Here is a 19,237-nt window from a genome sequence, read left to right on the forward strand (position 1 = left end):
GAGTGGGCCTCGCAACGCGCGCGGGGTTCAGCACTGTGCTCTACCGCGGCTGATTGTGACTGAATGCCGGCCAACGGACCAGCGCCCGCCGCGGACTCAGGTGTAAACTGAACCAGCCCATCAGGGCAGATTTGATAACGACAGGGGAGCGCCGCCGTCGGACTCTGCAGAGATGTAGGAGACGCGAGGGCGCTGAGAGTGCGGATAGCCGCAGACCCTCGAACCTGATCCGGTTAGTACCGGCGCAAGGGAGTCGAGCTTCTCAGAGTGTCCGGATCCGGGCGGCGCAGGCCAGCTGGATGACGGGTAGCACTTTCCCCTCCTGTAACCTCAGGAGGCAGAAAATGACCACGGTAAACGTGAAGAAGACCAGTTATAACTGGCGTGTTGTAGACATTGTTGTGGCGGCTTTGATCGCCATTGCCGGTGGCGTGATTTTCTGGGCATGGTCCCAGGGCGCCGCACTGGTCTCCATCCCCATGAATGCGACGTATCCGCCGCTCACCGGTCTGATCGCCGGCGGCTGGATGATCCCCGCGGTCCTGGGCATGCTCATTATCCGCAAGCCGGGTGCAGCGCTGTTCTGCGAGGCTGTTGCCGCCACGGGTGAGCTCATCATGGGTTCGCAGTACGGCACCACGGTGCTCATCTCCGGCATTTTGCAGGGCCTGGGCGCCGAACTCATCTTCGCGGCGTTCCGGTACAAGAAGTTCAACCTGCCCACTGCTCTCCTTGCGGGCGCCGGCGCGGGCCTGTTCTGCGGCTTGAACGACTCCTTCCTTCCCTGGGGCTGGAACATCGCTTACGAGGCCATCGACAAGCTGGCCTACATCACCTTCACCACGATCTCCGGGGCGATCATCGCGGGCGCACTCTCGTGGATTGCGACGCGCGGGCTGGCCAAGACCGGGGTGCTGAGCTCCTTTGCCTCGCGCAAGGCCGCTTCGGAGCCAGTCTTCAACTGATGTCCGCCACACTTAGCGGCGCGGTGCAGCCTGCTGCCATCTCCGCCGAGGGCTGGGGGTGGCGGCATGCAGGCCGGGCCCAAGCTGCCATTGAGGGCCTGGACCTTCGGATTGAACCGGGGGAGCGCGTGCTGCTGCTGGGTCCTTCGGGTGCGGGCAAGTCCACGCTCCTGCATGCCCTTGCCGGGGTTCTGGGGGACGAGGAAGACGACTCGGATGAGACCGGCTCCCTGCTGATTGACGGCGTCGCGCCCCGCGAGCAGCGTGGCCGGGCCGGGCTGATGCAGCAGGACCCTGAGACGCAGGTGGTCCTCTCGCGCGTGGGTGACGACGTCGCCTTCGGCGCGGAGAACCTCGCCGTCCCAAGGGACGAGATCTGGGAACGCGTCCATGAAGCGCTCGACGACGTGGGGTTGCGTACCGCGGCAGGCGGCGGTTTGGCGTTGGATCACCCGACGGCGGCACTCTCCGGTGGACAGAAGCAGCGCCTGGCGCTGGCCGGCATTTTGGCGATGCGACCCGGCCTGATCCTGCTGGACGAACCAACAGCAAACTTGGACCCGGCGGGCGTTCTGGAGGTCCGGGATGCGGTAGGGCGGTGCCTGGACAAGACCGGCGCCACCCTTGTTGTGGTGGAACACCGAGTGTCCGTGTGGAAGGACCTGGTGGACCGGATTGTGGTCCTGCAGCCAGGGTCAACAAAGGCGGCGGGCTCGGACGGCTTGGGAGCGGGCCGGGCTACAGGGGGCGTCCTCTTGGACGGGCCGCCGGACCAGGTACTTTCTGAAGCCCGCACCATGCTGATGTCAGCCGGCGTCTGGGTGCCGGGATATGTTCCGGCGACCCGGGAACGGCGGAATGATCCCCACGCCGAACCCCACACCGCGCAGCTCCTCCTCGCGGCGCAGGACCTCGCAGTTTCCCGGGAAAAGCCACGACGCAAGAGGTTCAAGACCATCCCACCCGTGCCGGTTCAAACGGGCATCAGTGCACAGGTCAGGGCAGGCCAAGCGCTGACCGTCACGGGTCCGAACGGTGCCGGCAAATCCACTTTCGCGCTCACGTTGGCCGGCCTTCTTGCGCCGGTGGACGGCAAGGTCAGTGCCGCCGTCGACCTTTCCCAGGGTGCCGGTATTGACCCGTACAAGTGGAAAGCCGAGCAGTTGATCTCCCGCATTGGGACGGTTTTCCAGGAACCTGAGCACCAGTTCGTCACAGGCAACGTCCTGGATGAGCTCATGTTTGGTCCAAAGCATCTTGGCCACGGCGAGGAACGCGTGGATGAACTGCTGGAGCGGTTGCGGTTGACGCACTTGGTGGATGCCAACCCGTACACGTTGTCCGGCGGGGAGAAGCGGCGGCTCTCGGTGGCCACGGTGCTCGCGGCCCATCCGAAAGTGCTTGTCCTGGACGAGCCCACGTTCGGTCAGGACGCCAACACCTGGGCAGAACTGGCGTCGTTCCTTTCCGAGCTGCTGGACGCTGGAACCGCGGTGGTCTCCGTGACCCACGATCAGGAATTCAGTGCCGTACTCGGCGGAGCGGAATTGCGGCTCGGCCCGGTCCAACAGGGTGAAGCCACACGTCAGGAAGCGGGTGCAGCATGAGGGACGCCTTGAACCTGCGCGGGAACCATGCCCTCCTGACCAAAGCCAACCCGTTGGCCAAGTTCGTATCCGTTTTCCTGATTTCCTTGGTGCTGGCCCTGTCCATCGACTGGGTCTCGGCCTCCACAGCACTGGTTGCGGAACTGGCGCTCTTTCCACTGGCCGGACTCACTCTCAGGCTTCTGTGGCAGCGGGCCTGGCCCCTGATCATCGCGGCAGCGATCGGCGGCTGGAGCACCGCGATTGTGGCGGCGGACAGCGGAGCTGTGCTGCTCGACGTCGGACTCTGGTCCATCAGTGAAGGTTCCCTGGAGCTGGGGCTGGGTTTCATGCTGCGCGGTTTGGCGATTGCGTTGCCGGCCATTCTCCTGATGACCTGCACCGATCCCACCGACTTGGCTGATGCCTTGGCGCAGAAAGCAAAGCTGCCGCACCGGTTCGTCCTGGGGTCCCTCGCGGCGATGAGGCTGGTGGGGCTCATGGCCGAGGAATGGCAGACCATTGGCATGGCCCGCCGCGCCCGTGGGGTGGGTTCACAAGGCAGCCCGTTCCAACGCCTGAAAGCAACCCTCGGCCAGAGCTTCGGGCTCCTAGTCCAAGCTGTTCGCAGGGCTTCCCGGCTGGCTGTGACTATGGAAGCACGCGGTTTCGGCGGGGGCCGGCGGACGTGGGCGCGCGAATCTACGTACTCGCTGTTGGATGCGTGGGTGGTCCTTGGCGGACTGATGATCGCCGCCGGTGCGGTGCTGACGGCCGTTGGAGCGGGAACTTGGAGTTTCGTCTGGCGCTAGCGCTGGAGGCGTTGGTGAGCTGGGCACCAAGCGTGCCGCCGGTAGCGTTGGGGGCCGCCGGCGGCACTTTTTGTCCTCCCTACGCGGGCTCAGAGAGCCTGCTGCTCCTGGATTTCATCGAAGCCTGCGCGGGTCAGGAACCCCAACTGGGCTTCCTTCTCAGCGAGCTGAATGATGGGACCCAACTCAAAGCACGTCGCTTCCAGGCGCCGCAGGGCCTTGGCGTTGCGGGAGTCAGGCTCCACCACAATCCGATCCTTCCCGGGTAGGGAAAACATGTACTTGATCAGCGACGTGCCCAGCCGGGGGGTGAAATGTGGAATGGGTCGTGTGGCGGGGGCCAGGAGCAGGTGCATGCCGATGTCTGCCTCGCGGGCGGGGTATGCCTCACCCACGGGATCGTGCAGGGGCTCGTAGGTCTGGAAGAGGGCCAGTGGCTCCCCGTCAAGGAGGGCCAGGAAGGCGTGGTGGGTCTCCAACGAGTCCAGGAAGTCGTAGATCCCTTGGACTTCGTCCCTGGAGTTTTCCGTCATTCCCCAGAACTTGGCGCGGGGCTGGGTGACCCACTCGAAGATGAAGTCGATGTCCTCGGCAGGAACCAGCGGGACAAGCCGCAATGCGCCCCACCCCTCGAGGTCTTCAGCGTAAACGGTGGTGCGGACAGAGAAGTCCTGGGTGGTGGTGGTCATGGCTTCCTTCGGGGCTGATGCGGTCTGATGCGGGGATGCTGGCGGATGTGGGGTCACGAGAGGGACGGAACGGGCTGGTCAGGGATGATCTTTGGCCAACGAAGGCCAGTCAGTGACCACTGGGGCGAGTTGACCAGCGGTCCAGAGCGGCAGCTGATCGGCGAAGTGCCGGTGACCTGGCGAGCCGGAAGCACCGAAAGGCACAATCCAACGGCTGTTACGCCGATCAGCCAGGTCCCAGACGTAGCGGGCCACGGGCCCACGGAAGCTTCGGTCTTCGACACCGGGCAGGCTCTCGGTGCACAGGACGCACCCGGTGTCTCCGCTGAGCTCTGAGGTGGGCGCCGATGACGCGAGCGGTCCGGGGAGGACATGGACGGCCATAAGTTTGTGCCGGTCACCCCAGGCGGCTCCGTCCAGCAAAGCCTCCTCCAAAGCAGCAACCTCGAGCGCTGCCGCAGCTTCCACTCCAACGTTGATGCCCAGTTCGGAGCCACGCGCCAGCAGGGTCTCCAAGGCGAATCCAATGCGGGATGCCTCGGATAACCAAGGCCCGAACAATGCTGAGTAACCAGTGGGCTCATTCAGGGGTGCCAACGCGGAATGCCGTGCCAGTCGCTGGACGATAGCTCCGCGCCACGCTGCAAAGACCGCAGCTTGGTGGCTGCCGGCATCCATCAGTCCATCCCACGTCAACAACAGCGCACGCAGGTCCTTGGCCTCCCTGGACAGTTCCTGGGTGTCAAGGCCGGAGAGCGTTGACCGGAACAACGGCCACGGACCCAGCAGAGTGTCCGTGTGGATGGCCTGCATGGCGTCCACGGATAACGGACCGGCGGTCGACTCCAGCAACTGCCGGATGCGGAGGGCCCGATGCGCGGGCGCGAACTCCATGGCCACCATGTCACCGCCGCCAGCTTCGCGGTCGTTCGCGCTGACCATAAACCTCTGGACCTCGGTGCGGGGCAGGACCACGCACTGTCCCTCCCACTCGTGGCGGGCCGAGAGGGCCGGGACGGGCAATCGCCGGTTGGCCGGATTCCGTTGCGGAACCAACCCGGCGACGAAATGCCGTACGGACCCGGAAACGTCGGCGGCCACTACGCTGTTGACGGGCTCCACCCACGCATCGAAGGCGGCTTCCACGTCGGAAACGCTCCGGCTCCGCAGCAGCGGCAGGAGGGCCTCGAAACCCAACCGCCCCTCGACCCTGGCCGGGAAACGCAAACTCAGTGCGCCGCCGTCGGGCGTTTCAGAGATGACCGGGCCGCGCGCGGTTTCAATAATTTCAACGGCCACTGTCTCACCGTCGCGGACGGTGATGGTTTCGGAACTCACGACGACGGGCTCCCAGCCTTCCGCTCCGCGCGCCTCGATGCGATCACCGAAGGTGTCGCTGATCCGTCGCAGCTCCTCCACGAAGAGGTCCTGGTAATCGGCCATGGCGTTGGTGATCGCCCAGGCGGTGTTGCCGGTGTGGGCGAAATGGGGGAGGCCGGGAACTCCTGGGAACGCGAATCCGAACGCGTCGAACTCGGGGCAGGCCAGCCGTACCTGTTGGTAGACGCCGGGGAGTTCCATGAGGCGGTGGGGGTCGCCGGCTATCAGCGGCAGGCCGCTGGCCGTCGTCGAGCCGTGGGCCGCCCACGCGTTACTGCCTGACCAGACGGGTGCCTCGATGCTGAACAGGCTGACGGCGTGGTCGCCGAGTGTCCTCGCGACGTGTGCCCGGAACAGTTTGTTGGGGAAGGTGGAGAAGAGGATGTGGTGCACCAGGAAGACGCCCAGCGGGGTCCATGGATTCCACGGCTCGGGTTCGCTGCCGGACTCGTCAAACTCGGCTCCGCCCCGATGCCCGTCCGTCAGGGCTTGATTGATGCCTGCCACGTACTGTCCGCACCAGCGTTGAGTGCCTGCGTCGAGGTTTTCGAAGCAGCGGCGCGCGGTGTCATCCAGCCGCGCCTGGCGGGCAAAACGGTCCCAGACCACTGCGTCTGCACCCAGTACCTCGGCTGTGCGGCCTTCCGAGCGCCACCGTTCCAGCTCGATCTGCCAGGAGCGGTCCGTGGCCGCATTCATGCCTTGCAGAAAGGCAAGTTCGTCTGGGGAATCAGCCCATAAATGCGGGATTCCCCACTGATCCCGGTACGTTCCGGGGCCGCCTGCCGGGGCGGGTTGCTGCGTTGGGGCAGGCGTCATAATCTTAGGCCGCTTTCGAGCTTAGGTTAGGCTTACTTAAGCTCAAGATAAATGGCTTTGGCCCCGTTCACAAATCGTGGACATTCGTGAAGGAGTGTTGCTTGAAGCGCAATTGGGAAGGTGTCGTCCTCAAAGTCATGGGCGCCAAGGACTTCACCCTGGAAGTCACGGGGAGCGAAGAAATCACCCCGGACTTCCTCCGTGTGCACGTGCGGGACGGCGGACTCCTGGAGCGCAGCGGTATCCATCCCACCATGTGGATCCGGCTCTGGTTCAACGACTCCGGCAAGGCCCACCAGCGCGCCTACACCTTGGTCAACGCCTCCCCTGCGGACGGTACGTTCAGCATGGACTTCGCGATGCATCACGGCGTTGCTGCGGATTGGGCGCGCTCAGTGCAGCCCGGCGACACCATTGATGCCACCGTCCAAGGCAGCTCCTTCACGTTCCCGCAGCCCGCCCCGCGGCGGACGTGGATTGTGGGAGATCCCGCTTCCATCCCGGCCATTAATTCGCTGCTGGACGAGCGCGGGCGTGTAGCTGCCGGCGCAGCTCCCGTGACGGCGTGGCTTGAATACCAACACGACGCCGACCCCTCGCTTGAGGTGCGAACCTCCGATTCCGACGTCGTCACCTGGATTCCGCGCAAACGCGACGGTGCCGCGCTGGTGGAGGAAGTCTGCGCTGCACTCACGGCGGACACTGTCTCCGTTGGGGACGACTTCTTCTGGATTGCCTGCGAAGCATCAAGTACGCGGGCGATCGTCAAGCACCTGAGGAAAGACCTCGGCGTGAATAAGCACCGGATTGATGCGTTGGGGTACTGGCGGGTCTAACGGTTGACGGGTTCCTCGCGGTAGGCGTTACTCGCGCCAGTTGAGGTAGCCCTTCTGCCCCTCCGGCGGAGTGAGGACCACATCGCGGCCGTACTTCTTCCTGGCATCGGCCCCCGAGAAGGCGTCCGGGACAATACTGACCGCTTTGGTGACTTTGCCGTCCTTCAAGAAAACGAAGAGTGCCGGTGACGCGGTGTAGCGGCTCTCCTTGGTGAGCGGTTCCCCAAAGGCTTCCTCGATGTCCTTGGCCGGGGTTCCAGACGTGACAAAACCTGCCTGGTCCCAGTCAAAGTCCGTTGCGTCGGACAGCTTGAGCGCCGTGCCGTTCGTGGCGGACTCCAGGACCTGGCCGTTGAGGTGGTCGTTTGTTTCGGGCATGACGGATCCTCCGAGGGAGCAAGCGGCCAAGGCGCAGGCCAGAACTAGGGTGAGCAGGCTGGTCATGGTGACCCGGGGCGCCGCAGTCTTGGGACGGCGTCGTGCGTTTGGGGTGGCAGGACGACTCACGAAGTAGTCCTGGACTCGTCGTTGAACTCAGGATCTTCACCAGGGGCTGGCTCGGCGTTGCCGGCGTCGCCCGTCTGGTCGGCGGGGATCTGGTTGGACGGGTGCGGCAACAGGTCTGGTCCCACCACCACAGTGTCTCCGTTATTGACGGCTTCCTCGATCAAGTCTGCAAGCTCCTCAGCACTGGCATCCGGATTGGCAATGGCCACATTGCGACCAACCTCATTGTTGTACAGATCCATTGCTTCGCGTGGAGCCGGGTTTCCGGGGAGTTGCTCGTGGGCGGTGGCGTAGTCCTCAGCCCAGTCAGCGCCAAACTCCTTGACCATGAGGGCGTTCCAATAGGCGTGGCGGAAGGCGTCGTTCTGGTCATCGTTGCGATCTTCGCTGGGGAAGCGCTCATCGGCAACACTGAAAGCGTCATCGTGAATGCCCTTGAAAGCGTTCAGCTCAAAGGGTCCCAGGCCATTCAGAAGTTCCGCTTCCTTCTCGGTTACCACTCTTTGGTCCGTCACGAACCGCAACGGATCCCAGTCGCCTGGCCAGTTAGTGGTCTCCGCGTCACTGACCTGGTACTGGTCCAGGATCTCCTGGGGCGTGGGCTGGGTGGGATTGGAGGTCTTTGTTGTGGCGTCCTTCGCCGGTTTGGCGGAGTCGTTCCCGGTCCCGGTCCCGGTCCCGGTCCCGCTTCCGCCGGAGCCGCCGCCTGGGCCGCTGTTGCCTGCGCTGGCGCCCTCAGTGGAGGCACCCGACTGCTGGTCCGCGTTGGTGAGCACAGACTTGGACGCTTCTTCTATCCCACGCGAGGTCCTTTCAAGCAGCGGCCGTAAGTGGCCCTGCCACTCGGAGGCGAAGCGTTTGGCATCCTGTCCCTGCCAATAGCCGCCCTGCGCGATCAGGGAATCGAGTTCCCGGGCGCGGGTGGCCAGCAGCGAGGCCCCGCTGGCAAGGGTTTTCGATAGTGCTTTGAGCTGATCGACGTCGGCGCCGTAGAAAGGCATATTTCCCCCTGAGCTTTCCTGTACATCCTTGGCCAACTCTTCGTGGGGCACAATGGGGAGCTCTGCCCTTGAAGGAACTGAGGGAAAGCGTTCACCCAAGGCGAGTCGCCGACGTCGTGCCCTATATCGCACAGGGCGGGTATGGTGTGATGTTTACCGCTGAATTGGCATGTTGAACTGAACTTCTAGCTCACTTGTGATATTTATTGGTTATGACGCAACCTACCGCCGAACATGTAGGCCTCCTGCTCCGCGACGCCCGTGGCGAAAAAGGCTGGACGCAGGGGCAGCTGGCTACTGAATTGGGAACCAGCCAGAGCGCAATCGCGCGGATGGAACAGGGCAAACAAAATCTCAGCCTCCGCATGATTGAACGCCTCGAAGCCATTTTTGGGCGGTCCATCGTCAAAGTGGCCAAGCCGCAGATGACCCACCTCCGCGTGGAGGGCGGCCGGACCCTCTCCGGTGAAGTAGACGTCAACAGCAGCAAAAATGCCGGCGTAGCCCTCTTGTGCGCGAGCCTCATTAACCGCGGCACCACCACGCTGCGACGGCTCGCCCGGATCGAGGAAGTCAACAGGATCGTTGAGGTGCTGACCTCCATCGGCATGGAATGTACATGGCTCAACGGCAGCGACCTCCGCATCCGGCGCCCCGAGGTACTGGATCTCGAGTCCATGGATGTTGACGCCGCCCGGCGTACCCGCAGCGTCATCATGCTGCTGGGTCCCCTCCTGGACGAAACCAGCGAATATCTTCTTCCCTACGCCGGTGGCTGCGACCTCGGAACCCGCACGGTGGAACCTCACATGCAGGCGCTTCGCCAGTTCGGCCTCGAAGTGGAGGCGAAGTCCGGTTTCTACTCCGTGACCGCTCCTCCCGCCGACGATCTCGATCGCTCCTTCGTCCTGACCGAACGCGGCGACACCGTCACGGAGAATGCCATCATGGCGGCCGCCCACCGTGAAGGCACCACCATCATCCGCAACGCCAGCCCTAACTACATGGTGCAGGACCTTTGCTTCTACTTGCAGGGCCTCGGTGTGGAAATTGACGGCGTGGGGACCACAACGCTGAAGATCACCGGGCGTTCCGCCATTGATGTGGACATTGAGTACTTCCCGTCCGAAGACCCGATTGAGGCCATGAGCCTGATCACCGCCGGCATCGTGACCAACTCCGAGGTCACCATCCGCAGGGTGCCCATCGAGTTCATGGAAATTGAGCTTGCCACCCTGGAACAGATGGGCCAGAACCTCGAGGTATCCGGGGAATACATGGCACGCAACGGACGCACCAGGCTGGTGGACGTCACCACCAAGCCGTCGGAGCTTCACGCCCCACAGGACAAGATCCACCCCATGCCGTTCCCCGGCCTGAACATCGACAACCTGCCCTTCTTCGCAGTGATCGCAGGCAACGCCGAGGGCCAGACCATGATCCACGACTGGGTGTACGAGAACCGAGCCATCTACCTGACGGAACTCAACAAATTGGGCGCACAGGTGCAGTTGCTGGATCCGCACCGAATCTACGTCAACGGACCCACCAAATGGCGTGCCGCGGAAATCGGCTGCCCGCCGGCCCTCCGCCCGGCCGCTTGCCTGCTCCTTGCCATGTTGGCAGCCAGGGGCACCTCCGAACTTCGCAACATCTACGTGATTGAGCGCGGCTATGAGGACCTTGCAGAGCGACTGAACACCATTGGCGCGAAAATCGAGTACTTCCAGGACTGACGCTGGCGCTGCCGGGACATCCGGGGGCACCCGTTAGTGCTTTTGGCGCTCCCGTTCGCGCCGGCGGCACCCGTAAGTGTTTTTGGCGCTCCCGTTTCCGCCGTTTGCGCCAGATACCTCTGGTGCGGATGGCGGGAACTGGTGCGGAACGGATGGGTGGCCGGCCCCAGCCCTGTCCCCACCCGGCCTCCTGACGCAGAATGGAGCACACACGGACTTTCGGGGTTGCGGATGAGCTACTCTCATGACGCCAAAGTGACCGTGCGGGGTACTGCCCCCGCGCGCATCAGGAACGACCTCTCATGCTGACCCGGGTCAGGAGGCCTTTGCGTCCTGTTCTTCCCACGTCATCAGGTAGGCGCCGACGAGTCCCTCCACCAGATAGAAGCAGAACGGCGGGATGTCCTTTTTGGCTGCCAGGATGGCACCGTAAACGGGTGCGCTGGCCGCAGCCGTGATACCAATCCAGCGGCTTGCGGGTAAGGAAAGAAGGCTCCCGCCGAGCGCGGCCAACGCCACAACATGCAGCCCGGAGTACGCCAGGAACGGCGCGTTGGATCCCCTGCGGTAGGCGAACCCTTCAAGGTCGGATGCTCGCCGGGCGAGGCTTGAGACGAAGAACGGGGCGCCCGCGAGTAAGGCGGCGGCTGCACCGAAAGCCCACTTCCTCGCCCTCCGATGCGATGCGTTTCCTTGAACGGCATCTTGGTCCTGAACAGCGCGGGCAAAGTCGGCGAATCCCACCGGCACTGCAACTGTTCCCGCGGCGGTTAGGTGCTGACCCACGATCCAGCCGCGCTGTCCGGCTGTGAGCATGCGCAGCCGCTCGGCGTTGTTGGGGGTGATGTAAACGCGTGAGACTGGAGAGATTCCTACGAACCACACCACCGTGCCGGCAACGATGACCGCTCCGGCACGGCGATAGGGGTGGTTCCCGCTCATGGCAGCAAGGTTAGACCTGTTTGAGGGCCTTCTCCAGATCCAGGATGAGATCGTTTACATCTTCAAGGCCTACGGATAGGCGGACAACACCATCCGAAAGCCCGATCGCCGCCCGCCCCTCCGGTCCCATGGCCCGGTGGGTGGTGGTGGCAGGGTGGGTGATGAGGGATTTGGAGTCGCCTAGGTTGTTGGAGATGTCAATGACGGAGAGACCGTCGAGCAAGGCGAAGGCAGCCTCTTTGGCTGATCGTCCGGCCGAAGGAGATAGCTCAAAGGTCAGGACGGTGCCGCCCGCCTTCATTTGTTTCGCCGCAAGTTCGTACTGCGGGTGAGACTTCAACAGCGGGTACTTGACCCAGCTGATGGCGGGTTGCTGCTCGAGCCACTCTGCGATCTTCAATGCGGATGCCGAGCTGTGGTTTACACGCAGTCCGATGGTCTCCAAGCCCTTGGTTAGAACCCAGGCGTTGAACGCGGATAGTGAAGGGCCGGTGTGCCGCATGAGTTGCTTGACGGGGCCGTCGATGAATTCTTTGGTGCCCAGGATCGCGCCGCCAAGGACGCGTCCCTGGCCGTCGATGTGCTTGGTGCCGGAGTAAACAATGACGTCCGCTCCCAGCTCGCCGCAGCGTTGCAGCAGGGGCGTGGCAAAGACGTTGTCCACCACTACGGTGGCCCCGGCAGCATGCGCCAGTTCGCTGACCGCAGCGATGTCCACGATCTCCTGCATGGGGTTGGACGGGGATTCGAAGAAGACCGCGGTAGTTGGTTCGGAAAGGGCTTCGCGCCATTGCTCCAGGTCCGGGCCGTCTACGAAGACCGTGTGAACGCCCCACCGTGGCAGGATCTCGTTGAGGATCACAAAGCAGGAACCGAACAGAGAACGGGCGGCAACCACGCGGTCACCGGCAGCCAGCAGGGCACCCAAGGCAGTGAAGACCGCGGACATACCTGATGCGGTCGCAAAGCAGGCTTCGGTTCCTTCGAGCAGGCGCAGCCGCTCCTGGAACGTGGCTACGGAAGGGTTGCCGTAGCGGGAGTATACGAAACGTTCGTCCTCACCGGTGAAGGCGCGCTCGGCGGCAGCAGCGGATTCGTAGACGAAACCGGAGTTCAGAAAAACGGGCTCGGACGTTTCCTGGAAGTTGGTACGGTCAAGGCCACCGCGAACAGCCTGGGTATCAGGGCTCCAACCGGCGGCATCGGGATTAAAAGTCACTTACTCAGTCCCCAGATTCGTCGGCAGGCCACGGTTCTTCCAACCGTTGACGGTGCGCTCACCATAGCGGTCCGGTTCACCTTCAAAGCCCTCCAAGACGTTGTAGGCAGTGAAACCGGCTTGCGTGGCGGCGATGGCTGCGGAGATGGAGCGCTGACCGGAGCGGCACAGGAACACCAACTCAACGCCGTGGTCCTCGGGTGCCTGCTGACGCAAGTCCTCGATGAAGCGGGAGTTGGGGATGCCGCCGGCGAGGTTCCACTGGATGAACAGGGGATCGTTTTCCGTGGCTTTGGTGTCGGGGATACCGATGTGGGCCCACTCGCCCTCGGTGCGGACGTCCACCAGGATGGCACCTTCTTCGAGTTTGGCCCACGCATCCTGCGGGGTCAGGTCGCCTGCGTAGCTCATGCGTGTCCCTCGAATGCTTCTTCGTCGTCGTCGCTCTCAAGCTGGTCAACGGCACTGGCAACGGCGGCATCGGCATTGGCGATCGCGGCGGGCAGCACCACTGCTTGGGCAACGATGACGTCGGTGCCGTTGAACGTGGCAGCCGGGCTGCCATGGAGCACATAGCCCTCGGCGAGGGCGCTGTGGATCCGCTCGCAGAAATCACGGGTGTCCGGGCCAGTAATCAGGCGATAGGAAAGTTTTTCTTCAGTGGGTTCAGGCATAGCTGGTGCTCCTCAGTCACGCTTGCAGTTCGAGTTGTCGATACGCCGAGTAGTCACCTGAGGCACCCCGCCGGAGAGAGGGTTGCCGACCAGCAAGTCAGGGCTTCGCGCTGGTACTCATTACTCAAGAAAAACGTAACATCCGCGGGCCTCGGGCTGCACTTGCGGGCTGTTGTCCGGCCGTCATGTTGCGTAATCGGCGGTGCTTCCCTTATGCGTTTTTCAGTGCGCGCACGGCTGCGCCCACAGTGGGGAAGAAGTGCTCGGGCGTAAAACGGGCTGCAGTGCCCAGGCGGAGTAGTTTGTCTTTGACAGGCCCCTTCAGTTCGGCGAACACTAAATCCACGCCTTTGCGGGCCAGCCATTCGTCCAATGTGACCAGGTCATCCAGCGCCGTAGTGTCGATCCCGGTGATGGGCTCCGCGGCGAGGATGACATGGGTAACCGGGTCCGCGGCCTCCTCCGGGGCTTCGTCCAGTTGCTCCCGGACAAAGGCAGCCAGGACCTGCCCATTACCGAAGAACAGGGGTGCATCAAAACGGAGGATCAGGAGTCCGGGGATGCGTTCACCGTCGGGGTGCCGCTCCAGATCGTGATAGCCAGGGAGCCCTTCTTCGGCGCCGAGTTCTGTCCGGTACGGATCCCAGGCCCGCCGAACAAAGTCCAGAAGTGCCAAGGCTATGGCTACGACGATTCCCTGCAGTACCCCAACGGTGAGGACGCCCAGGAACGCAGCCAGCATGACCACGGATTCGCTTCGGCTCAGGCTGAAGAGCCGCCTAACACCGGCGGGGTCGGCCAAGGCAATTGCCGCAGCGATGACGACGGCCGCCAGGGTGGCCGAAGGCAGGTACCCGGTCACTCCGGGAGCCAGCAGCATGAAAGCCAGAACCAGCACCGCACCAACCACCCCGGTCATCTGGGATTTGGCGCCGGCGTCCACAGCCACGGGCGTCCGCGAGGTACTGCCGGATATAGGGAACCCGCCCAGCAAGCCGGTGGCTGCGTTGGCTGCCCCCAACGCCGCCATCTCCCGGTTGCCCGAGACTCTCTTTCCCTCCTTCGCTGCCAATGTCTGGGACAGGACGCCAGTGTCTGCGAAAGCCATGAGGGCAATACCGGCCGCAGCGGGAAGCAGCATCAGAGCGTCAGCCCAGCCAACGCCGCCGAGCGCGGGCATCGGCAGCCCCTGCGGCAAAACCCCGGTGACCTTGACGTCGTCGTTCAGGCCCCAAACAGCCGTTGCAACGCACGAGCCGACCACCGCCAGCAGGACGCCGGGTACCTTCCACTTCAGCAGCCGCGGGATCCAAATGAGGGCCAGGGAACCGACGCCTAGCAGCAGCGCGGTGACATTGACCCCGCCGCCCAGCAACCCGGTGGTGACCTTCGCGAGCTTTTGCCAGATGTCGCCGTCGGCCTCTATCCCCAGGAACGCCGGAAGCTGCGATAACGCCACCAGCAAGGCGATTCCGTTCAGGTATCCGAGCCTGATGGGTTTGGACAGCAGCCCGGTGATGGCACCGAGTTTCAGGGCGGAGCCCGCGAGCATGATCACCCCGATCAACACAGCCAACAGCCCGGCGAGTGCCACCGATCTTTCACTGCTGCCGGCTGCGAGCGGAACAATAGCTGCGGCGATCATGGGGGCAAGGGATGAATCGGGTCCCAAGACGAGAATGCGGGACGGCCCCACCACGGCGTAAACCAGCAACGGAATCACCGTGGCGTAGAGCCCTGTGACGGGTGGCAAACCGGCCGCCTGCGCGTAGGCCATGCCCGCAGGCACCAGCAGGGCAAAGAGCGCAGCACCCGCCACGGCGTCGTGCCGCAGCCATTCACGTTTGTACCCCTTGAGTGCCCAGACGCCCCAAAGGCGGTCCTTGGCGGAAGTGCGGGTGGCTGAACTCATACAGCGATCATTCCGGACGCATGGTGTTTGCGGAACAAGGCGAACGCCGTATGTGGAAATCCATACCGTCATGGGCGGGGCCCAAACGTGACGTCCCGGGAGCATAATTGACCCAGTACGACCCCCTGTAACTTCGCATGAAATCAGGTCGCGGTGAACGGACAAAGCAGTTCTACACTCAAGCCCATGCTGCACTTTGGATGGTTCGTGGGCCACGGTTTCGGTGTCCAGGGTTGGGGGACTCCCGGCTATGGCCTGGGCTACGACTGGAAGAAACCCGCCCTCTATCAGGAGGCCGTCCGGGCGTTTGAGCGATCCGGCTTGGACCTGTTCATCATTGAAGATTCCCTCACCGTTCCGGACACCTATGGGGGTACGGCCGAGGTTTCCTTGGCCCACGCCTCGTTTGCACCTAAGCACGATCCCCTTGCCTTGGTCCCGTACCTTCTCTCCGCCACGGAGCACCTCGGAATCGTGCCCACGGTCAGCGCTTCCTTCTACCCGCCCTTCACCGCCGCCAGGCTCCTGGCCACGCTGCAACACTTTTCAGAAGGACAGCTCGGCTGGAACGTCGTCACCTCCGGCAGCGACCTCGCCGCACAGAACTATGGGCTGGACCAGCAGATTGAACACGATCTCCGCTATGAGAAAGCGGAGGAGTTCGTTGACGTCGTCAGGCGCCTTTGGCGGAGTTGGGAACCTGGGGCCGTGCTTGAGGATGTTGAAGCCGGGGTGTTCGCGGACCATAACAAAGTGCACCCCATCAACCACCAAGGAGACTTTTTCAAGGTCAGAGGCCCGTTGAACACAGCGCCCCTTCCTGAGGAACCTGTGTTGGTTCAGGCTGGTGCCTCGCCCCGGGGCAAGGCATTCGCAGGCGGCCATGCCGACGTCGCCATTGCCCTCGCTCGTGGGGTTGACGGGATGAAGTCCTACCGTGACTCGATCCGCGCGGAAGCTGCGAAGGCCGGCCGAAATCCCGACGACGTCAAGGTACTTTTCGTCCTGAAGCCCACCGTTGTTGGTTCTACAGCCGAGGCACAGGAGCTGCGGGCGCAGCGGCGTGAACTCACCCAGAGAGACATCGACAGCCAGCTCAACTCGATCTCCTACCTCTCCGTCATCGACTTCAAGCAGTTCGACCTCGACGCTCCGTTGCCCGAGCTGAGCACCAACAGTAACCAAGGCACACTGGAACACTTCGCCAAGGCTGCCCCTCCAGGTTCCACCCTTCGCCAGATCCTCCAGGCACGCAGCGGCGGAGCAGGCGACTCGATCATCGGCACGGTTGGCGAAATCGCTGACTACCTGGAGGAAACAGGCTCCGCCGTGGGGGGCGATGGGTTCCTGTTCTCCGGCTTCGTGGACCCGGTAACAGTGCACAGCGTGCTGGACAAGCTGACGCCGGAACTGAGGCGTCGCGGGCTGTTGAGGAAGAGTTACGGCAACGGCGGGTTTCGGCAAAACCTCCTGGACTTCTGATGGTGCCGGGGAAGCCGCAGAGACTGGTGATCGGATCGTCTCCGGTGCTAGTTGCGGACGTGGCCCGGGCGGCGGCAGACCCGAGGTTCCATGTGAAACTCAACCAAGATGCGTTGTCTTTGCTAGGCCGCTCGCGGGAAATCGTGGAGTATACCGCCGCCTCCGGCGAACGGGTCTACGGACTGAATACCTTGCTCGGTTCCGGCCGGGATACCGCTGTGGAGGAGAAGTCGCTCCTTTCGTACCAGATCCAGGTGGTCAGGTATCACAACAGCGGGGTGGGCTCATATCTGGACCGCGCTGCATCCCGATCCGTGATCCTGGCCCGGCTCATCGGTTTCAGCAGAGGCGGTTCCGGCGTACGCCCTGGAACCGCCGAGTTCTATGCCGAAATGCTCAACCGCGGCGTCTTTCCCGCCATCCCGCGTGAGGGCTCGGTGGGTTCATCGGACCTGACCCAGCTTGCCGCCGTCGCCGCCGTTGCCATCGGTGAAGGTGAAGCGTTCAACGCGGACGGCGCGCTGGTCCCCGGCGCCAAAGCGCTTGCCGACGCCGGTCTCCAACCCCTTGTCCTCGCCCCGGGGGAGGCCCTCGCCTTGGTAAGTGCCAACGCGTATTCGGTGGGTGTTGGAACCCTCGCATTGCTGCGGCTGCAGCAGCTAGCCGAGCTGGCCGACGTCGCGCTTTCCCTCTCGCTGGAGACGATCGCAAGGTACGACGGCGGCGGGAACCTCAGCCCCTTTTCGCCGGCGATCCAAGCGGCCAAGGCGGTGGACGGGCAGCGGGACTCCGCTGCTGCTGTGCGTCGCCTGCTGAGCGGTGGGTGGTTGGAAGATGTTCGGCCGGAGGTGTCGGTGCAGGACGCGTTGTCGTTCCGGGCCGCACCGCAGACGCACGGAGCCTTTCGATCGCTTGTTGCGCAGCTTGCTTCGTCTTTGGACGTGGAGCTGAACGGCCGTGGCGATAATCCGCTGGTCGATGTCGAATCCGGGCGCATGATCTCCGGCGGAAACTTCCAGCCGATGCAATTGGCCCTCGCCTTCGAGGGTTTGCGGCTGGCCTTGGCGCACGTAGGGATTTCCTGTGAGCGGCGCATCGCAAAGTTGTATCCGCCGCAACGGGCCATCAGGGCGCGCCATTTGCAGGCTGCAGCATCCGGGGAAGGCCTGGCCCAAGAGGAACTTCCCGGGTTGCTCTGGTACTCGGCGGCGGGACTGCTGGCCGAGCTCAAGGCCCTGGCCGCTCCGGCGACGCTCGGCGCACCAACCCTCTCGGCCGACGTCGAAGACCATTCAACGCTTGCCCCGCTCGCGTTGCAGCAACTGGAAAAATCGTTGGACGCAGCGGAGAAGCTCTTGGTGATCGAAGCGCTGACGGCGTCGTACCTGCTGCTCGAAGCGGGAGCCGCGCAACCGCTCGGGAAGGGGACCGGCGCCGTCGTGGGTCGCTTGGCTGACGTACTGGCCCGCCGGCCATCGGCGCCCGACTTGGTGGAACTGGCGCGGACCGAGCTGCGGGACCTCGTTGACCAGGAACTTTCTGAGGAAGGGGAGAAGACCTGGTGAGTACAGAGATTCGCAAACATGGTGTTCACGCCGCTTCCGGGCCTCCTGACGGCTTGGATGCTTCGGTCTTGGAGAGGGTCGGAAACACGCCGTTGGTGAGATTGGAGTCGCTGGGCCGCGGCCTGGGCAGCACCATCCACATCAAGCTCGAGTCCGAAAACCCTGGCGGCTCCATCAAGGACCGGACCGCGCTGAGCATGGTTAGGGCGGCCGAGAAATCCGGGGAACTGCAGCCCGGCGCCACAATTGTGGAGAGCACGTCCGGCAATACCGGGATCGGGCTGGCCCTCATAGGACACCTGACGGGCCACCCCGTGGTGGTGGTTACGGGCGACACGATTTCCGAGGAGAAGCTCGCCGCGCTGCACAACTATGGCGCCCGCGTGATCCTCACCGACTGGAACGCGCCGTCGGAGTCGCCTGAGAACGCACGCGCTGTAGCTGCGCGGATAACCGCTGAGACACCCGGCGCGTGGCGGCCCATGCAGTTCGACAACCCGGCCAATCCAGCCGCTCACTACCAAACCACCGGCCCGGAAATCTGGGAACAAACGGGTGGTTTGGTGACCCACTTTGTCGCAGGTATCGGAACGGGAGGGACCATCAGTGGGAACGGCAGGTTCTTGAAGGAGCAGGTGGCCGCCGCGCGCACGGTCGGGCACCTGGAGGTGGTTGGTGCCGACCCCTACGGCTCTGCCTACAGTGGAGGCCATCCCGGGGAGATCCTGGTGGACGGGGTGGGGAACTCCTGGCCCGAGCCTGAATGGCCCAAAGCCTTCGATCGCTCCATCGTGGACCGTTTCCTGCGCATTCCCAACGACGAGGTCTACACCACCGTCCACCGGCTCCTTGACGAGGAAGGTCTTGCACTCGGTCCGTCGTCCGGGCTGGCTGTGGCTGCGGCCATTCGCGTGGCTCGCGCTGCGCCCCACGGTTCCGTTGTGGTGGCCATAGCGCCCGACGCCGGTACCAACTATATGAGCAAGGCCTTCAACCCGGTGTGGCTGGCCGAGCACGGCATCCGCCTTGCCGCGGACACCCCTGCAGCCCGGGACGCCCGCGACGCCCGCGAGTAGGATCCTCTCTCACGTCCCTGAACTGCTCCCCTGAAG

At 63.6% G+C, this 19,237-nt stretch carries 17 protein-coding genes and 2 riboswitches; of the genes, 8 read left to right on the forward strand and 9 right to left on the reverse strand.

Annotation, left to right across the window (positions count from 1 at the left end; all coding sequences use genetic code 11):
* Window positions 1-132 precede the first annotated feature (132 nt).
* Window positions 133-269, forward strand: a riboswitch (TPP riboswitch).
* A 75-nt stretch (window positions 270-344) separates the two neighbouring features.
* Genes EU811_RS06910 through EU811_RS06920 form a run of 3 tightly spaced genes read left to right on the forward strand, consistent with a single transcriptional unit; the run spans window position 345 to window position 3,363 of the window.
* On the forward strand, window positions 345-965 hold the full coding sequence (locus tag EU811_RS06910; protein WP_142937750.1) for an ECF transporter S component: 621 nt from the start codon (window positions 345-347) through the stop codon (window positions 963-965).
* Entirely contained in the window at window positions 965-2,572 is a 1,608-nt protein-coding gene (locus EU811_RS06915) for an ABC transporter ATP-binding protein (protein WP_142937751.1), read from the forward strand. Before EU811_RS06910 ends, EU811_RS06915 begins: the two co-directional genes overlap by 1 nt.
* Window positions 2,569-3,363 (forward strand): energy-coupling factor transporter transmembrane component T family protein, encoded by a 795-nt coding sequence (locus tag EU811_RS06920; protein ID WP_142937752.1) that lies wholly within the window; start codon window positions 2,569-2,571, stop codon window positions 3,361-3,363. The genes EU811_RS06915 and EU811_RS06920 overlap by 4 nt, the downstream gene beginning before the upstream one ends.
* 89 nt (window positions 3,364-3,452) lie before the next feature.
* On the opposite strand, the gene EU811_RS06925 is transcribed toward EU811_RS06920, so the two are convergent.
* The gene (locus EU811_RS06925) at window positions 3,453-4,052 is read right to left on the reverse strand and encodes a GNAT family N-acetyltransferase (protein ID WP_142937753.1); all 600 of its coding nucleotides are present in this window, start codon (window positions 4,050-4,052) and stop codon (window positions 3,453-3,455) included.
* 78 nt (window positions 4,053-4,130) lie between these two features.
* Window positions 4,131-6,251: a penicillin acylase family protein gene (locus EU811_RS06930; protein WP_142937754.1), complete on the reverse strand. Its 2,121-nt coding sequence runs from the start codon at window positions 6,249-6,251 to the stop codon at window positions 4,131-4,133.
* A 101-nt stretch (window positions 6,252-6,352) separates the two neighbouring features.
* Here EU811_RS06930 and EU811_RS06935 point away from each other — a divergent pair, with 101 nt between their 5' ends.
* Window positions 6,353-7,087 carry a siderophore-interacting protein gene (locus EU811_RS06935; protein ID WP_142937755.1) on the forward strand — a complete coding sequence of 245 codons (735 nt, stop codon included), beginning with the start codon at window positions 6,353-6,355 and terminating at the stop codon, window positions 7,085-7,087.
* Between the two features lie 27 nt (window positions 7,088-7,114).
* Here EU811_RS06935 and EU811_RS06940 read toward each other — a convergent pair whose 3' ends face one another.
* Window positions 7,115-7,465 carry a hypothetical protein gene (locus EU811_RS06940; RefSeq protein WP_142937756.1) on the reverse strand — a complete coding sequence of 117 codons (351 nt, stop codon included), beginning with the start codon at window positions 7,463-7,465 and terminating at the stop codon, window positions 7,115-7,117.
* Between the two features lie 125 nt (window positions 7,466-7,590).
* On the reverse strand, window positions 7,591-8,595 hold the full coding sequence (locus EU811_RS06945; protein ID WP_142937757.1) for a WXG100 family type VII secretion target: 1,005 nt from the start codon (window positions 8,593-8,595) through the stop codon (window positions 7,591-7,593).
* A 212-nt stretch (window positions 8,596-8,807) separates the two neighbouring features.
* Here EU811_RS06945 and EU811_RS06950 point away from each other — a divergent pair, with 212 nt between their 5' ends.
* A complete protein-coding gene (locus tag EU811_RS06950) occupies window positions 8,808-10,331 on the forward strand; it encodes a UDP-N-acetylglucosamine 1-carboxyvinyltransferase (protein WP_142937758.1) in 1,524 nt (507 codons plus the stop codon).
* A 315-nt stretch (window positions 10,332-10,646) separates the two neighbouring features.
* Here the strand turns inward: EU811_RS06950 and EU811_RS06955 are convergent, their stop codons facing one another.
* The 5 genes from EU811_RS06955 to EU811_RS06975 all read right to left on the reverse strand — a co-directional run bounded on the left by EU811_RS06955 (window position 10,647) and on the right by EU811_RS06975 (window position 15,078).
* Window positions 10,647-11,273 (reverse strand): hypothetical protein, encoded by a 627-nt coding sequence (locus EU811_RS06955; RefSeq protein ID WP_142937759.1) that lies wholly within the window; start codon window positions 11,271-11,273, stop codon window positions 10,647-10,649.
* Between the two features lie 10 nt (window positions 11,274-11,283).
* Window positions 11,284-12,492 (reverse strand): O-succinylhomoserine sulfhydrylase, encoded by a 1,209-nt coding sequence (locus tag EU811_RS06960; RefSeq protein WP_142937760.1) that lies wholly within the window; start codon window positions 12,490-12,492, stop codon window positions 11,284-11,286.
* On the reverse strand, window positions 12,493-12,903 hold the full coding sequence (locus EU811_RS06965; RefSeq protein WP_142937761.1) for a rhodanese-like domain-containing protein: 411 nt from the start codon (window positions 12,901-12,903) through the stop codon (window positions 12,493-12,495).
* Window positions 12,900-13,166 carry a DUF1737 domain-containing protein gene (locus tag EU811_RS06970; RefSeq protein ID WP_142937762.1) on the reverse strand — a complete coding sequence of 89 codons (267 nt, stop codon included), beginning with the start codon at window positions 13,164-13,166 and terminating at the stop codon, window positions 12,900-12,902. The genes EU811_RS06965 and EU811_RS06970 overlap by 4 nt, the downstream gene beginning before the upstream one ends.
* A gap of 13 nt (window positions 13,167-13,179) precedes the next feature.
* Window positions 13,180-13,291: riboswitch (SAM riboswitch) on the reverse strand.
* Window positions 13,292-13,377: 86 nt separating this feature from the next.
* On the reverse strand, window positions 13,378-15,078 hold the full coding sequence (locus EU811_RS06975) for a SulP family inorganic anion transporter (RefSeq protein WP_142937763.1): 1,701 nt from the start codon (window positions 15,076-15,078) through the stop codon (window positions 13,378-13,380).
* Between the two features lie 153 nt (window positions 15,079-15,231).
* On the opposite strand from EU811_RS06975, the gene EU811_RS06980 reads away from it, so the two are divergent.
* The 3 genes from EU811_RS06980 to EU811_RS06990 are packed head-to-tail and all read left to right on the forward strand — an operon-like array spanning window position 15,232 to window position 19,201.
* A complete protein-coding gene (locus EU811_RS06980) occupies window positions 15,232-16,560 on the forward strand; it encodes an NtaA/DmoA family FMN-dependent monooxygenase (protein WP_142937764.1) in 1,329 nt (442 codons plus the stop codon).
* Complete coding sequence (locus EU811_RS06985) at window positions 16,560-18,125, forward strand: aromatic amino acid ammonia-lyase (RefSeq protein WP_142937765.1); 1,566 nt, start codon at window positions 16,560-16,562, stop codon at window positions 18,123-18,125. Before EU811_RS06980 ends, EU811_RS06985 begins: the two co-directional genes overlap by 1 nt.
* The gene (locus tag EU811_RS06990; protein ID WP_142937766.1) at window positions 18,119-19,201 is read left to right on the forward strand and encodes a PLP-dependent cysteine synthase family protein; all 1,083 of its coding nucleotides are present in this window, start codon (window positions 18,119-18,121) and stop codon (window positions 19,199-19,201) included. The genes EU811_RS06985 and EU811_RS06990 overlap by 7 nt, the downstream gene beginning before the upstream one ends.
* Window positions 19,202-19,237 lie beyond the last annotated feature (36 nt).

It is taken from the genome of Arthrobacter sp. TS-15 (assembly GCF_006964045.1).
GTDB lineage: Bacteria > Actinomycetota > Actinomycetes > Actinomycetales > Micrococcaceae > Arthrobacter.